We start from the raw sequence: 14,881 nt of genomic DNA on the forward strand, positions 1-14,881 counted from the left end.
TTCTCTCCTTTTATTGAAATTTCCATTGCTTGGCTTCATTTTGCATATCAACTAAATGATGGTATAATTCACAGCTTTCATACAAAAATTCATGGGTTCCTTGCGAAACAATACGGCCTTCTTGCAATACAGCAATATGATCAGCATGCATGATTGTATTCAAGCGGTGGGCGATAACAATTACAGTTTTCTCTTGAACTAGCATGCCGATGGCGCGTTGCACCGCAGCCTCATTTTCAAGATCCAATGAAGCTGTTGCTTCATCCAGTAAAATAATTTCAGCATTCTTTAAAAATGCGCGAGCGATGCTTAATCTTTGTTTTTCTCCTCCTGATAAAGTTGATCCCCCTTCACCAACCTTTGTTTCATATCCGTTTGGTAAAGCCATGATAAAATCATGACATTGGGCTTTCTTCGCAGCTTCATAAATTTCATGATCACTTGCGCCTTGATTTCCAATGCGAATATTATTGATAATGGTATCGTTGAATAAATAGACATCTTGAAACACCATCGAAATGTGAGCATAAAGATCTTCTGGATCTATGTTTTGAAGATTTAGGCCACTAAGTGTAATTTGCCCCTCATCTACCTCATAAAAACGCGCAATTAGTTTAACGATCGTTGATTTACCACTGCCTGATGGACCTACCAATGCAGTTAAAGATTGAGGCTTAATCGTCAAATTTATACCATCGAGTGTCGGCGTATCTTGGTATGAAAACTTAACGTCTTTAAATTCAATGAACGCTGCGTTATCGACTCGAAAAGAGCCAGTAACGGGATCTTGTTGTCGAATCTCCATAATCCGTTCGGCGCTGATCATTGCATATTTCATTTCTGTATAATTCATGAGAAGCAGCGTAAAAGGGTCATATACTCTAGTCGCAACGACGATAAAGACTAAAAAGATTACAACATCCATTTTGCCGCCTATTAAAAAATACGAGCCTGTGAATACAACTAAGGAAAAACCCATTTTCAATACCGAAATCGCAGTCATCACCACCGGTCCCAATATGCCTTCTAACTTAATTGACTCCTTTCTGAGATGATTAAATGCGTTGTCCAGATTTGAGAATTTTGTTCCACCAAGGGAATATGCTTTTATGTCCTTGATTCCAAATAAATATTCTTGAAGTCTTGAGGTACTCGCCACTTTTGCGGCAACGTGATTCCCACCTAACTTAACCATCAGACGATTGGATAGTTTAACACACAGAATTGTCAAGGGGAGCATTGCATAAAGACTTACCGTCATTCTCCAATCAAGAAACATCAAACCAAGTCCTGTTATGACTAAGACGATAAACGCTGCAATTCCTTGTGGAACAATATGTGAAATGGCAGTCTCGACATAGGCATAATCCCCCAGCACCATTGTCGTGAGATCTCCAGGATTTCTTTTTTCTAGATAACCTAATGGTAATTTTCGTAAATGGTCTGCTAAGGCAATCCTTCCTTTTGCAGACACATCGTATGCTGCAAGGTATGCTTTATCATAGGCAAAAGCTGAAACAATCATTTGAACTAAAAACCAAATAACACTACATACAGCTAAGATAGCAAATCGGTTTAAATCCAGCCTGCGCTCGTTTCGAAATGCCTCAAAGAGCTCTAGAATACCGTAGAAGGCAATAATTGAGGGAACCATACGGCATGCTGCATCCAGCGTCGCCCAAATAACAGAACTTCTTATGATATTGGAAAATCCGGATGTTAGAATTTCTAGTTTTTTACGCATGTTGCTTCATCTCCCATCCCTTGGTTTCATCGTTAATTAACCAAAGTTTTTGATATAGTTGACAGTTTTCGAGTAATTCATCATGAGTTCCCTTTGCTTCAATTTCGCCCTCATTGCAAACGATAATCTGATCGACATGTTGTATTGTCCATAAGTGGTGAGCAATTATAAGAACCGTTTTCTCTTTTACAAGTTCGCGAAGGGCCATTTGGATAAACAGCTCATTTTCTGCATCAGCATAAGCTGTTGCTTCATCTAAAACTAAAATCGGTGCATTCTTGAGCAACGCACGGGCAATTGAAAGGCGTTGAGCTTCTCCTTTGGACAGATAGACACCATTGGCACCTAATACCGTTTGATAGGCATTCGGTAGTGTCATAATGAATTCATGACAGCGAGCCCGTTTGGCCGCATCGATAATTTCTATTTCCGTTGCTTCTTTATTTCCCATTCGGATGTTTTCCAAAACAGTATCATTAAAAACCACTACATCCTGAAATACAAAAGAGATGGATTCCATAAGCCTTGTGATCGATACATCTCGGATATCAGTATCTCCCACTTTTATACAACCAGATCCGACGTCATAGAAACGTAATAGTAATTGAGCAATTGTACTCTTACCACCTCCTGAAGGGCCCACAAGGGCATTCAACGAATTCGGCTGTAACTCAAAATTGACATGCTTCAAGACATTGTTGCTGTCCGTATATGCAAATGAAACGTCTTCGAATTGGATACTATTGTCTAAAAATACGAACTCTGTATCAAAATCTGATATGGTCTTTACATCAAGAATGTCATCAATTCGGTTAACACCTTCCATGACATTCGTAAACGTCGCAACAGCATACATCAACTTCATAAACGGTGCACCAACACCCATCGAAAGAATGATGAACAGCATCAATTTGAGCATAATCTCTCGACTTTGAAAATCATCGACCACAAACCATACACCACCAAACATTACAAACAACCCCGCAGCAGTAATCAATGATGTATATATAACATATCCCGTTCTATAACTTCGAGTCCATTCAATGACAAGATTTCGATAATTTTGAATACTCGTGTTGAATTTCTTAAAATTATTGACGGACAATCCAAATACCTTGACTGCAGGCATTCCTGTTATGTAGGCAACGCCATGGTTACTCATGGCCTCTTGTGCATCATGAAACTCCTTAACCTTAGACTGGTGGATTGTTTTTGAAACCAATGCACCATAAACAACGATCGCGGTGACTAACGGGGCTAAGGCCATCAATCCCAATCGCCAATCTATTGTGAGAACAAAGCAGATATATAGAATTGGGTATGCAATTGCACTCACAATGTCTGGAATTTGATGTGCGATAAATGACTCCATTTTTTCAACAGATTGATCGATAGTTTGAATCATTTGACCACTAGAATTCTCTGTAAAGTAACCCATTGACACTTTTGACAAATGACGCACAACATCCATTCGAATTTCATATAAAATGTCAAAAGCAGCGATGTGCGAACACATTGACGCGATATAAAGAAACACCATTGATAGAAGCAAACTTCCAATGGAAAGCAAACTCCAATTCAGTAACGATGTTCTCGTGAATTCATTGATCATTAGGGATTCAATAATTTTGTAGACCGAGAAATAAGGTATAAACAAGGCTGCGGTCGAGCCAATAGAGAATATGGACGAAACTACCAGTAGCATTTTTTTCTTTTTTAGATATCGCATTAGAACGGAATCTTGTTTCATAATACTCCCTCGATGCGTTTGAATATGTTTGTTGTTTGTTTCCATGCATTAATCATGAGATGTCTCATCTTTCAGATTCCATTGAGGACTTTCCTTTTTTAAACGCATCATTCGTTGAGCATGATCGACGGTCCCTCTCACACTCAAAATAATGTGACCATAAAGTATCAATATTACCGCCAATAAGATACCGTGTATTACTTGATAATTCATGATTTTCAACTCCTTTCGAGATAGTATAACCTTCCCATCGCAACAATCACCGATGACTTATCATTGTTCATCTAAATTATAGCGTTTGTTGAATTTCGCAATTTGACCCTCATTGAGCGTATTTTTTTGTTTACCAGTATAGAAAGGGTGAGAGTACGATGAAACGTCAAGAACCACAAGAGGGTAAGTTTTTCCTTCGACTTCTATCTGAGTATCGGATTGCATTGTTGAGCCAATAATAAAGATATCTCCCGTATTACTGTCTCTAAAAGCAACATCACCATAGTGTGGGTGTATATTTTCTTTCATAAAAACCTCCAGTTGCAAAAGTTTTGCAAGTAGATTATTCCATCTCTTTTTATTTTTGTCAATCCCAATTGCAAAAGTTTCGCAACAAATGTTTTTATCCACCATTCCTTTTAATTATTAAATGGTTAGTATATGCCATTTTGATTTATTGAATGTGGAAAGCTCACACAAAACTCACAAGAAGACTTCAATACGCACAGCATTGTCACACCAATACATGTACACTTATTTTAGAAGGAGTTGTATCATGAACCATTTTGAAACAGAAATATCGCAAACTCGACAATTACTTGAATCAAGGGCCTACAATCAAGCGCATCACTTCGTGAGTCAACTCATTGTTCAAAACCCATATGCTGCAATACCACAAAATTTGTTAGCAGTTGTACTGGATGCAATGGGAGACTCAGAGCTTGCCTTGATACACTTTCGTATTGCTTGGATTCTTGAACCGCAAAGTCGCGTTGTGAACTATAATCTTTCACTTCTCGATAGCCATTTTCGCACAAAAAAATATGCTCTAACCCCAGCTGACTGTGCGGTAGAGCATACCCTTTCCTCTGTGCGCCTTGAAAAGCACGGAAACGTTTCAATTATTGTACCGATACATCGTTCACCATCTTTATTCAATCGGTAGATATACGACTCTTAATCTAGAAACCGATATCCCAGACCTATTTCTGTAATGATAAATTCAGGAATGGCGGGATCTTTTTCTATTTTACGTCGCAGGTTTGCCATCAGTCGACGTAATGCTTGGGTATCTGGTCCATAATTTATCCCCCATAATTCGCGAATCAAATATTGCGATGATAAGACTTTCCCTTGGTTTTGAAGTAACGTATCCAATAACCGATACTCCATCTCGGTAAGATGGAAAGTAACTCCAGCACGTTTCACTAATTTCTTATCCCGATCAACCAAAAGTTCTTTAATCTGCACAACAGAATCTGTTGGATGCTTTCGGTACCGGTGGCGTAATGCTAAACGGACGCGTGCCAAGAGTTCTTGACCAGAGAATGGTTTCGTCATGTAGTCGTCTGCACCCAAATCCAGTACACTTACTTTCTCCATTTCATGGTTGCGTGCTGATACGACAAGAATTGGAACATCCGACCAGGATCGAATTTGTCGAATAACTTGCGTACCATCTTCATCAGGCAGTCCAAGATCAAGTATGATAACATCGATTGCTGTCGTAATTAAGGATTCATACGCCTCCTTAGCAGATGCAACACCGGTATATTGATAACCGTGACTTTTGAGCAAAAATTGAATGTACGCATTAATTTTCATATCATCTTCAACAATCAGTACGTGCTCCATAATCATCCATCACCTCCGCATCTTTAAGTTTGATAGCAAATGTACATCCTAATGTATCGTTTTTTTCGATTGTGATTACCCCTTGGTGCATATCGACAATCATTTTACAAATAGCCAGACCAATGCCAATTCCTGTTTTTAAGTGTTTAGAATTTGACTCTAGTTTATCTGAATGGTACGGCTCAAAAAAGTGTTCTAAACTTGTTGGACTCAATCCCGTACCAGAATCGGAAACACGAATTACCAACGAACCGTCGACCCGTTCTGCCGAAAGTTTAATCCGCGCTTGATTATCGTTCTCATAAGCATTTTCAATGAGATTGATTAGGACTTGAAGCATCAGTGAACTGTCTACCATTACAAGCACCATTTCTTGAGGAAGCTGAACCTCCAAGCGACACAATGGGTGGCGACTCTTAATCGTTTGATATGCAAGTTCCATCAATTCATCGACAGGTTCCAATTGCGCCGAAGCTTTCATGGCCCCATCCTGCAATTTGATAAGATTCAGGATATTGTCAGCGATTCGTTGGAGCAACTGAATTTCAGCCATGATTTGCCCAACTTTAATTTTGTGATCATGATCTCGCAACGTATTATAGAGCATATCACTTGTTCCCAAGATTGCTGCCAGGGGCGTCCGAAGATCGTGAGAAATCGATTGAAGCAAAAGACTTCTATTTTTCTCATGTCGCATTTGCACTTGCAACACATCATTCATCTCATGTTTAAGAATCTCATTGATTTTCAAACACATGGCCCCACTCATTGCCTGAAGATATCGAACCTGCGCAGGTGTCAAGGATGACCCTTGGACTCGCTGCATCGCGATTACCCCATAGGACTGCCCTGTGAATTTCATAATATGATAGTGAATGTCTAGTAATGGATAAGCAACATCTTCTTCATTTAATAATGCGGAATATATAGCAACGTCCTTGCCTGTGTGTATTCTTGAGATTAAACGCTTGTTACTTTGATTTTTTAGCACAACATCTACGGAAACACCCATCACCGCTTCAACACTTGTTTGTGCTTGTGTTGCAATACTTTCAAGATTATGTCCCTTCAAGAGCGCTTGTGTATACTCAAACAAACTCAAATTGAGACGTTCATTTTCTTGAGCATGCTTACGTAAGGTCCGTTCATGAATCGATAAGATGCTCATCAAAACAGCAGTACTGGTCATAACAACAAACGTTGCAAAATACGATCGATCATAAAATTGTAAGGAGAAATGTGGGCTCGTGAAGAAATAATTGAATAGCAGTGTTCCTAAAATTGAACTTATAATTGCAGATATTTTCGAAGAATTCAGCCAAGCGATGATTTGAATCGCAACAAAGATAACAAGTATGATACTAATATCTTGATACCCTTGACGCTTTAGTATCATCCCAATTCCAGTTGCGACTGCGAGAATATATATCATACTCACAACATTACGAAAACGGCGTGTATTCATAAAGCTTGTCCTTTCTATTTGCTTATGTGCCCCCATTATATGGAAATTTCATCGCATTGAATACCCAGTTTGAACATTCTTAATACCGCCTTAATAATGACCTTTTATATTTCAACGCCATCCCACTAGAAAACACCGCCTCTGGTTGATGTATCATCGGATACAACCTCATTGACGGTGTTCATGTTTGAATGTTTTTAGAATTTTCAGGAAATTTGGACAACCACGCATAGTTTATTTAGAAGCCTTTATGATCAGCACTACGCCTCTTCCCACTCAACGGCACGACTTACCGCTTTATGCCACCCTTTCAAATATTGTGATTGTTGGGCAGAGTCCATGTTGGGATTCCAGGTTTGTGAATATTTATGCATCTCACGGATTGCTTCTTGACTTTCAAAGAATCCAGTTGCGAGTCCGGCAAGGTAGGCAGCACCCAATGCGGTTGTTTCCGAAACCGTTGGTCGACGGACTGCAATCCCTAAGATGTCCGCTTGAAATTGCATGAGGAAATCATTCGATGATGCGCCACCATCGACTTGCAGTGCTTTGAGCGCAACCCCACTGTCTTTTTCCATAGCTTTAATAACGTCATACGTTTGATAGGCAATCGACTCTAACGCAGCGCGGACAATATGATCTCGATTCGATCCACGTGTCAGACCTGAAATACTTCCCCGCGCATACATATCCCAGTGCGGTGCACCAAGACCTGTGAAAGCTGGAACCAGATAAACCCCATTATTATCCTGAACTCGCTGGGCGCAAAGTTCAGATTCTGCGGATGATCGAATCAAACCAAGTTCATCACGCAACCATTGAATAACTGCTCCTCCGACAAAGATTGACCCCTCTAAGGCATATTGAACTTCTCCCTTTAATCCGATGGCGATAGTTGTAAGCAAACCATTCTGAGACCGGACCGGTGTCGCTCCCGTATTCATGAGTAGGAAACAGCCTGTTCCATATGTGTTTTTCGCTTCTCCTTGATGAAACGCTGTTTGTCCAAACAATGCAGCTTGTTGGTCACCCGCAATACCGGAAATCGGAATCTCATGACCCTGAATATTCGCATAAGCATAAATCTCCGAACTGCTCCGCACTTCCGGTAACATTACCATCGGAACCTTCATCAGATGACAAAGCGTTTCGTCCCATTGCAATGTATGAATATCAAAAAGCATCGTCCGTGACGCATTAGTGACATCCGTAATATGGACTTTTTTGTTACTGAGATTGTAGACTAACCAACTATCTACCGTACCAAAATACAAATCGCCGCGTTCTGCTTTTTCCCGAGCCCCGGGCACATTATCGAGTATCCACTGAATCTTGGTGCCAGAGAAATACGCATCAACTTCGAGCCCTGTCTTATCTTGAATTAAGTCTTTATGACCATCACTTACCAGTTGAGAAGCAATTTGTGATGTACGACGACATTGCCAGACAATCGCATGATAAATCGGACGACCCGTATGCTTATCCCAAACAATAGTTGTTTCACGCTGATTCGTGATGCCAATAGAGTCAATATCTTCAAGGGCTACACCCGAGCGTGCCACTACATCATTTAAAACCGCTGATTGCGTAGCCCATATTTCCATCGGATCATGCTCCACCCAACCCGCCTTCGGATAGAATTGTGTAAATTCAGTTTGCGCGGCCGCAATAATGTTTTGATCGCGATCAAACATAATCGCACGCGAACTTGTCGTTCCTTGATCCAAAGCAATAATATATTTCTTTTCCATACGTTACAATCTCCTCACTCATCCTTCCAACTGCCAAACAGCTAGTAATGGATGATGCATCTTCAAAATAGGCGTTATACTAGTTAGTTCTCTCTTAATTATACTTAAAAAATCCTACGAATGAAATGTCCGTAACCTGTGTCGGTTAAACCCTCCTAATCTGAAAACCGGAGTTACCTTTCACACATATTTCCGTTCAAGATTAAATTCAAAACAATGTGAAAAAATTCATTATACCACTTAGACATGTTTCATGAGCAGGTAAAGGAAAAAAACATCAAAATCAAAGTTATCAAAAAACTGAAAATCGTCCACTCTTAAAGCCATCTAAGAGTGTTTTTAAGATTATTCTCATAGTAATTTCAACAACGATTTTATCACATTAAAAAGTTAAATTACAGTCTTAACAAATCATTCATAAATTGATTTAATTTTCTACATAACCAGAAAGGCAGGGATCAAAATAATTGGTATCAAAATCGCTGTGTCTGATTCGTACAATGTATAACATATACATCCTGTGGAATCATACCTACTCAGAATTACCCACATTTATTCTGCACAGAAAGGAAGGATTAATATCATTCTTAGAACTACTTTAATCGGCACCTTACTGACAAATCGTAGAGGATGGGAGATTTTATCGATCTACCCCTTTACGCTGCTCATCATCCCCGTTGTACTGTTCTTTCTTAGAAAACGAAAAGTATCTTATCGAATCGTTATAACGATGGCGATAATTTATGGATTCGTTATCTTACAAGTAACGTACTTTCCGCTAAACTTTACTCAAATGTTTGCGTCTGGAGAACGCTATTTCAACTTTCTGCACATCGCGTACCATTTTGATGTAGTATCTCCACTTGCGCACCTGAATGCTCGCGTTATCAACAATTGGCTTTTACAGTTCTACTTCTTTATCCCCTTTGGCATGCTTATTGCACTATTCCAAGACACCTTAAGTTTAAAGAAATTGTTTATGATTGTATTTCTTACAGCAATGATTCTGGATACTTCCCAGATAGTTCTCGCATTCATTCTCGATGCACCGGTGGGAATCGCTGATATTTACGATGTCATCATGAATACGCTTGGTGGCGTCATTGGAATTCTTTTATTGAAATATGTACTTTCCCCGTTCTACACAAAAATCACAAAAGGAGCCTCAATTTATGAAATCAAGAATCACTAGAACATGTCTTATCTTTGCCTTATGCGTAATGACATCACTCCCGTTCTTAAGCAACGACATTCATGCCTCTGAATCCGGTCGTACATACTATGTCAGTTTTGATCAGGGCTATTCCAATGGTTACGATGAAAACAAGATGTGGTACGCAGGACCGGGAACAATAAGAGTTCGAGGCAAGCACTGGATGCCCATTAATGGATACAGAGAGGCTACAATGTATATGCAACTTCGGCGCGATAACTGGCCTGCATCCATACAATACGAAACAAAATCACTAGGGACGATGAACTCATATGACAACAATAGTTGGAGCAACGGAAAACCCTTTGATGTCTCATGGCAAGTTGGTGACTTCAATAAGCGCTACTACCTCCATGTTTCTACTGGATCTAAACATGTAAATAAGACTGGAATGGGCACCATTAGCTACACCCCACGTTAAAACTCTATGGAAAGGTGACGTATAGACCTTCAACCAATACAAAACGCACTAAAACTGTCCTGAGTTTTTCTTGGGGCAGCTCCACTTACAGTAAAAAATTGACAACAAGACAATATCTTAGGAGAAAATTATGACAAACACACCCAACGAACACATCCGCGTAATGTCTGATAGTACTTACGTTACTTTAATGTTACTTTTGAAAGAGAATGGATATTGCCCATCAGAAGCAAACGGCTTACTCTGGAATTTTTTGATAAATAACGTACATCTCATCACAGGAGAACGCGAGCGTTTAATATTTAGAGATGAAACACTTTATGACGAAATAGTTTAGTCAGATATCACACACTTTAGATTAGTCCCCCAATCAAAGTATTATCTGATTTGATACTCGATAAAAAACGATAATAAGAATGGAGTATTGTTACTCCTACTTATTATCGTTTTTTCAAATCATTTCGCTGTAACACCACAAAAATCATACTCTACAGCAGATATGCGAACTCTTTATAGATACCATACACACTACTGTCATTCAGGCTAAGGTTTACAATGCTCTCGCTTAAAAATTATTAGTAACATCAACCCCATCACTCAATCAACTTAGCTTATAGATTAAACTAGTCTAAAAAATACTTGATCGTAATTGTAGAACTCATACCGCTTGGAGTCGAATGCATGATTACATCCTTGCTATCCATACATTTGTACATTGCCTGACAAACAGAAGTCATTCTTCTCATATATCCTAGGTCATTATGAATTTCTCCAGAAACAAGTGTTATCTCTGTTAATCCTCTTTTTTTAGCTTGTATCATTTCATTGTGTATATATCCAATTATTTCTTCCTGGTCGGCTGATTTCATAACTATCTCCTGGTACATTCATAAAGTAAGTGAAACATTAAATATTATACTGTTCACGAATCTGTGTGATTTGTTCAAAGACTGCTTGAATCACATTCACTACAATGCTATTTCCAGCAAATTTTACAAGTTTTTCATTTGTTAAGAAATTTATATCTTTTCTATTTTTAAAATTCGAATCCACCAATCGTTGATAATCACTTTCATCGAATCCCATAAGCATGAAACATTCTCTAGGTGTGAGATATCTAAATTGTGATTTCCCTGCAATGTGTAAATCATGCAATATCACACCAGAATTTGGATGTCTGTCTTGCTTTGTTGTAATTGTTCTTACAATCGGGGCATTGGGTCGTCCGTCCTCATCAACAAGATGTGGGTTTTCATTAAATATTTTTCTTCTTGAAGGTGTGTCATTGGGTGTGTTAGTTATTGCTTCAGCATAATAGATTGCATTGGTATAATCTATTTTCAAGTACTCATCAAGTATATCTTTATCGAGGTTCGTTCGTACGTTTTCAAGATTGTTTTCGACGAAGAAGGTCTCAATGTTGCTTCTAAGGTCCTGATTATCACCAACGTAAACGCTCAACATAAAAGTTCTCGTTCTGTTTTGAGGAACACCAAAATTAGTTGCTTTTAAATTATATACTTTATTTACGTAACCAATTCTTTCAAGAAATGTTTGCCATTCCACAAAATTACCAATATGCCTATCAGCAAGAATATTTGTGACATTTTCCATTACGAGATACTTCGGAACCTGACGATTTTCATCACCAAGTTCCATTAGAATTCGTTCCACTTCCCATAGCATCCCTGATCTATTATTCGCATCACGGTCGATTCCACCTTTATTACCGTGCCAAAATCCTGAAATTGATAAATCTTGACATGGGAATGAATAAGTTAGTAAATCAATCTCATCTGGTAGATCTTTTGCTTTCACGTCGGTGATGCTAACTAGATTTCTCGTTCTTCTTATCGCTTCCAATACTCTTTTCAAAGTACTTATCGGAAGTCTACTCAATGATGCTAACGTTAATGGCTCTTTTCCATTACTACTTAGTTGGTATTTGGATAGCTCTTCTATAAGAACCTCTTTAGGCGTCGACTTATATTTATCTAAGTTTTGAGGTCCGTTATGAATGATATCATAAGCATAAATTGCATTGATATCCCATTCAATTATATTTACCACCTCATGATCAATTCCCAAATTTGACAACGCTTTTGCTTGACTTCCAATTCCAGCAAATGCTTCCACTACTTTAAATGACATGACTACTCCTTGAATAAATCCCTAAAAGGTATTCCGGTTAAATCTACTGTATATGTGACTTTCTTTATATTTTCTCGTTGTTTTTCATTTAATTCTAACACTGGAAAATCATTATCAATAGTATAGATTCGCTTTTCAAGAATTGAATAACACTCTTTTCGAGATTTTGAATCTTTATACATTTTTCTATCATACATATGAGTTTCTAACTCCTGTGTATTATATCCTAATTTCGAAAGTTCTTCCAGAGCGGAATCTAAACTCGTTCCAAATTCACTAGCTTCCATTCTGATAAATATCAAATGTACTGGACGGTTATCATTCGGGTTAAGTTGAAACTGGCTATTTATTGTAACCATATCATCATACTTCACAGTTGTTGATTTGACCTCATAATATGCTCGGTCAGACTCAATATCAAATGTATTTGACATAAAACTTCCTAAGTTTGCAGATTTATCAAATTTTAGGACATCAATGAGGGCAATCATTTCAGAAAGTAGAGTTCTAGGGGAAACATTGTAAATTTTATTCCCAAGTAACTCTTGCCACTTTTCCCACCATTGTACTGGATTCTCTTGGAGTTCTCGTCTTTTGTTACCATTTTCCCCAAATTCTAGGAATTGAGTGCAAATCAAAGCAAACTCTTCCAGTAGCGTTAAATGAGGTGTACTTAGCTCAAAAAAATGGATGGGCACTCCGTTAATTTCATAAATTTCATTTGTAATATTAACACTTGCAAATGATTCATTTATAACAATTTCATTTGGGTTTGGTACAAGTACACCTGTTAACTCATGTGACTTAATCGTATAACAAGTTTCTTTACCCTCAACGGTATTTAACCTTCTAATTCCAACGGCCATAGATCTAAAATTTCTAATAAGTTCTTGTTTAAGATTCATTATAGCGTCTCCTCCACTTTCTCAATTAAAAACAGTACATACGATTCAACACCTCCGTTGAATAGTTGGGGTGTTAAGGTTTTAAGATACGAAGTGTTCAACACCATAACTCGTCTAAAGTAGTTGGTCTTGTTCTTCATCGATTTTTTCGAAACTTGAAGAATTATTTCTCTTGTTAATTCAACATCGTATCCATCCCCAGTTCTCTCAACAAGGTTTAAGATTGTATCAGTCGTGAAGTCTTTAAGCACATCGTATGTGCTCTCTCTATCGCCTTGCCATGATAGATGAATATACCACCATAATGACATGAGCCATATTCTATTTACCTGAGAGTAAACGTGTGTATGGCTATTCTCCCAGTTATCTTGCCATCTATCTCTTACAACATTTGAGGAAACTAATGTATGAATAAATATCCAATATTCCGGATTCGATGCCGTCCTAATATTAAATTCAAACTCTGAATTATTCTTATAAAATTCGTATAAATTCAATCCTAACTCTAGATCGCGTAAATACTTCATATTTCCCAATCCTTTAAATTTTTCGGTTGAAGCATAATAAGACTTATGAATTGCATAGTGTAATTTATGATAGTTTTGATCACGAACAGAAGCTTCATATGTCGGAGATGATTCATAGTTCACAAAATGCTGTTCAGATTGCGTACGTGTCATTGTTCTTGCTTTAATCATTCGTGGTTCCTTAGAAACAGTCATTTTTTACGTACTCCTTTACCAACTTTTTCATGGATATGTTCCAACATTCCGTTTTCGATTTCAAACGCATTAATATAATACTGGACAATACTTCCAATGCTCCCTAGAGGATAATCTTGTGTTTCTTCTAAAATTCCGCCTTGTGTAGCTTTAAAGACTAGCATTGTAATGTACGATATTACCATTTCATCTATTAATTGTGGGTTATAGTTTTTCTTGTCCTCTGATGATAAAAACTTGTAGTCTTTGTGTTCTTTGTTAATTTGAAGAATTACATTTTCTGTAAATGAGTCATCAAACTCCTGAGAATTCCAAATCATTTTCCATAGAGGTCCATCTGGAATTGACACATCCTCAATTGGAAACTCACTTGCATTACCTTCCAATATAATTTTAGAGGTCTCAATTTCTCCGATTTCAGTTCCCACTCTAGTTGCATAGAAGTTATTTTGATCTTCAAATACATATTCTTTTAAATAAAAATATAACGAAATATCAATTGACTTTCTTAGCACTCCTTTTGGAAAGTAAATTTTCATTTGTCCTAGAAAATCACTATCATCACTTCCAAAATCACCCACGAGAGTTACCCCTTTAAGACGCGAATCTTTACAAATCCATTTTGCAGCAATCCCTATGCGCGAATTACTTGAGGCAATACCTGTAATACCAAATAGAGGCGATACTCTTTTTATTTCGATATCTTTGCTTATCTTTAAATTATGTGCATCTACATTCCAGTAATCGTCTAAAGGGTTTAAAACTATCACATCGTCAGAATCTCTGCCTTCGATTTCAATTGGTTCAAATTCATCGAAGTATGTCGATTCAAATTCCAACAATGACCCTCGGTATCCAATTTCATATTTCAATGAGTTCGATAATTTTGCATAAGGAAATAATTCTTTCAT

16 protein-coding genes are annotated in these 14,881 nt (G+C 37.9%); 4 read left to right on the plus strand and 12 right to left on the minus strand.

Annotation, left to right across the window (positions count from 1 at the left end; all coding sequences use genetic code 11):
* Positions 1-10: 10 nt before the first annotated feature.
* Genes GVV22_RS06350 through GVV22_RS06365 form a run of 4 tightly spaced genes read right to left on the minus strand, consistent with a single transcriptional unit; the run spans position 11 to position 4,016 of the window.
* On the minus strand, positions 11-1,744 hold the full coding sequence (locus tag GVV22_RS06350; protein ID WP_159649299.1) for an ABC transporter ATP-binding protein: 1,734 nt from the start codon (positions 1,742-1,744) through the stop codon (positions 11-13).
* Positions 1,737-3,494 carry an ABC transporter ATP-binding protein gene (locus GVV22_RS06355; protein ID WP_159649300.1) on the minus strand — a complete coding sequence of 586 codons (1,758 nt, stop codon included), beginning with the start codon at positions 3,492-3,494 and terminating at the stop codon, positions 1,737-1,739. Before GVV22_RS06355 ends, GVV22_RS06350 begins: the two co-directional genes overlap by 8 nt.
* A gap of 48 nt (positions 3,495-3,542) precedes the next feature.
* Complete coding sequence (locus GVV22_RS06360; protein ID WP_159649301.1) at positions 3,543-3,707, minus strand: hypothetical protein; 165 nt, start codon at positions 3,705-3,707, stop codon at positions 3,543-3,545.
* A gap of 60 nt (positions 3,708-3,767) precedes the next feature.
* Complete coding sequence (locus tag GVV22_RS06365) at positions 3,768-4,016, minus strand: type B 50S ribosomal protein L31 (RefSeq protein ID WP_159649302.1); 249 nt, start codon at positions 4,014-4,016, stop codon at positions 3,768-3,770.
* 247 nt (positions 4,017-4,263) lie between these two features.
* On the opposite strand from GVV22_RS06365, the gene GVV22_RS06370 reads away from it, so the two are divergent.
* The gene (locus tag GVV22_RS06370; RefSeq protein WP_159649303.1) at positions 4,264-4,653 is read left to right on the plus strand and encodes a tetratricopeptide repeat protein; all 390 of its coding nucleotides are present in this window, start codon (positions 4,264-4,266) and stop codon (positions 4,651-4,653) included.
* Positions 4,654-4,664: 11 nt separating this feature from the next.
* Here the strand turns inward: GVV22_RS06370 and GVV22_RS06375 are convergent, their stop codons facing one another.
* The 3 genes from GVV22_RS06375 to glpK form a co-directional block, all read right to left on the minus strand.
* Positions 4,665-5,348: a response regulator gene (locus GVV22_RS06375; protein ID WP_159649304.1), complete on the minus strand. Its 684-nt coding sequence runs from the start codon at positions 5,346-5,348 to the stop codon at positions 4,665-4,667.
* On the minus strand, positions 5,320-6,807 hold the full coding sequence (locus GVV22_RS06380) for a sensor histidine kinase (protein ID WP_159649305.1): 1,488 nt from the start codon (positions 6,805-6,807) through the stop codon (positions 5,320-5,322). The genes GVV22_RS06375 and GVV22_RS06380 overlap by 29 nt, the downstream gene beginning before the upstream one ends.
* Positions 6,808-7,067: 260 nt before the next feature.
* The gene (glpK, locus tag GVV22_RS06385; RefSeq protein ID WP_159649306.1) at positions 7,068-8,558 is read right to left on the minus strand and encodes a glycerol kinase GlpK; all 1,491 of its coding nucleotides are present in this window, start codon (positions 8,556-8,558) and stop codon (positions 7,068-7,070) included.
* A gap of 730 nt (positions 8,559-9,288) precedes the next feature.
* On the opposite strand from glpK, the gene GVV22_RS06390 reads away from it, so the two are divergent.
* The 3 genes from GVV22_RS06390 to GVV22_RS06400 all read left to right on the plus strand — a co-directional run bounded on the left by GVV22_RS06390 (position 9,289) and on the right by GVV22_RS06400 (position 10,529).
* Positions 9,289-9,750: a VanZ family protein gene (locus GVV22_RS06390; RefSeq protein WP_159649307.1), complete on the plus strand. Its 462-nt coding sequence runs from the start codon at positions 9,289-9,291 to the stop codon at positions 9,748-9,750.
* Complete coding sequence (locus tag GVV22_RS06395; RefSeq protein WP_159649308.1) at positions 9,731-10,192, plus strand: hypothetical protein; 462 nt, start codon at positions 9,731-9,733, stop codon at positions 10,190-10,192. Before GVV22_RS06390 ends, GVV22_RS06395 begins: the two co-directional genes overlap by 20 nt.
* A gap of 130 nt (positions 10,193-10,322) precedes the next feature.
* Positions 10,323-10,529, plus strand: coding sequence for a hypothetical protein (locus GVV22_RS06400; RefSeq protein ID WP_159649309.1), 207 nt, complete (start codon positions 10,323-10,325; stop codon positions 10,527-10,529).
* Between the two features lie 286 nt (positions 10,530-10,815).
* On the opposite strand, the gene GVV22_RS06405 is transcribed toward GVV22_RS06400, so the two are convergent.
* The 5 genes from GVV22_RS06405 to GVV22_RS06425 are packed head-to-tail and all read right to left on the minus strand — an operon-like array spanning position 10,816 to position 14,881.
* Positions 10,816-11,061 (minus strand): hypothetical protein, encoded by a 246-nt coding sequence (locus GVV22_RS06405; protein ID WP_159649310.1) that lies wholly within the window; start codon positions 11,059-11,061, stop codon positions 10,816-10,818.
* A gap of 37 nt (positions 11,062-11,098) precedes the next feature.
* Positions 11,099-12,343 (minus strand): DNA (cytosine-5-)-methyltransferase, encoded by a 1,245-nt coding sequence (gene dcm / locus GVV22_RS06410; protein ID WP_159649311.1) that lies wholly within the window; start codon positions 12,341-12,343, stop codon positions 11,099-11,101.
* Positions 12,344-12,345: 2 nt separating this feature from the next.
* On the minus strand, positions 12,346-13,248 hold the full coding sequence (locus tag GVV22_RS06415; protein ID WP_159649312.1) for a PD-(D/E)XK motif protein: 903 nt from the start codon (positions 13,246-13,248) through the stop codon (positions 12,346-12,348).
* Complete coding sequence (locus GVV22_RS06420; protein WP_159649313.1) at positions 13,248-13,970, minus strand: hypothetical protein; 723 nt, start codon at positions 13,968-13,970, stop codon at positions 13,248-13,250. Before GVV22_RS06420 ends, GVV22_RS06415 begins: the two co-directional genes overlap by 1 nt.
* Positions 13,967-14,881 (minus strand): hypothetical protein, encoded by a 915-nt coding sequence (locus tag GVV22_RS06425; protein WP_159649314.1) that lies wholly within the window; start codon positions 14,879-14,881, stop codon positions 13,967-13,969. The genes GVV22_RS06420 and GVV22_RS06425 overlap by 4 nt, the downstream gene beginning before the upstream one ends.

It is taken from the genome of Erysipelothrix aquatica, assembly GCF_009828825.1.
Lineage (GTDB): Bacteria > Bacillota_I > Bacilli_A > Erysipelotrichales > Erysipelotrichaceae > Erysipelothrix > Erysipelothrix aquatica_A.

Excerpts from the sequence above, each read along its gene's own strand:
- GVV22_RS06370 (WP_159649303.1), top strand. The coding sequence starts at position 4,264 with ATGAACCATTTTGAAACAGAAATATCGCAAACTCGACAATTACTTGAA.
- GVV22_RS06355 (WP_159649300.1), bottom strand. The coding sequence starts at position 3,494 with ATGAAACAAGATTCCGTTCTAATGCGATATCTAAAAAAGAAAAAAATG.
- GVV22_RS06420 (WP_159649313.1), bottom strand. The coding sequence starts at position 13,970 with ATGACTGTTTCTAAGGAACCACGAATGATTAAAGCAAGAACAATGACA.
- GVV22_RS06400 (WP_159649309.1), top strand. The coding sequence starts at position 10,323 with ATGACAAACACACCCAACGAACACATCCGCGTAATGTCTGATAGTACT.
- glpK (WP_159649306.1), bottom strand. The coding sequence starts at position 8,558 with ATGGAAAAGAAATATATTATTGCTTTGGATCAAGGAACGACAAGTTCG.
- GVV22_RS06405 (WP_159649310.1), bottom strand. The coding sequence starts at position 11,061 with ATGAAATCAGCCGACCAGGAAGAAATAATTGGATATATACACAATGAA.
- GVV22_RS06390 (WP_159649307.1), top strand. The coding sequence starts at position 9,289 with ATGGCGATAATTTATGGATTCGTTATCTTACAAGTAACGTACTTTCCG.
- GVV22_RS06425 (WP_159649314.1), bottom strand. The coding sequence starts at position 14,881 with ATGAAAGAATTATTTCCTTATGCAAAATTATCGAACTCATTGAAATAT.
- dcm (WP_159649311.1), bottom strand. The coding sequence starts at position 12,343 with ATGTCATTTAAAGTAGTGGAAGCATTTGCTGGAATTGGAAGTCAAGCA.
- GVV22_RS06375 (WP_159649304.1), bottom strand. The coding sequence starts at position 5,348 with ATGATTATGGAGCACGTACTGATTGTTGAAGATGATATGAAAATTAAT.
- GVV22_RS06365 (WP_159649302.1), bottom strand. The coding sequence starts at position 4,016 with ATGAAAGAAAATATACACCCACACTATGGTGATGTTGCTTTTAGAGAC.
- GVV22_RS06360 (WP_159649301.1), bottom strand. The coding sequence starts at position 3,707 with ATGAATTATCAAGTAATACACGGTATCTTATTGGCGGTAATATTGATA.
- GVV22_RS06350 (WP_159649299.1), bottom strand. The coding sequence starts at position 1,744 with ATGCGTAAAAAACTAGAAATTCTAACATCCGGATTTTCCAATATCATA.
- GVV22_RS06395 (WP_159649308.1), top strand. The coding sequence starts at position 9,731 with ATGAAATCAAGAATCACTAGAACATGTCTTATCTTTGCCTTATGCGTA.
- GVV22_RS06380 (WP_159649305.1), bottom strand. The coding sequence starts at position 6,807 with ATGAATACACGCCGTTTTCGTAATGTTGTGAGTATGATATATATTCTC.
- GVV22_RS06415 (WP_159649312.1), bottom strand. The coding sequence starts at position 13,248 with ATGAATCTTAAACAAGAACTTATTAGAAATTTTAGATCTATGGCCGTT.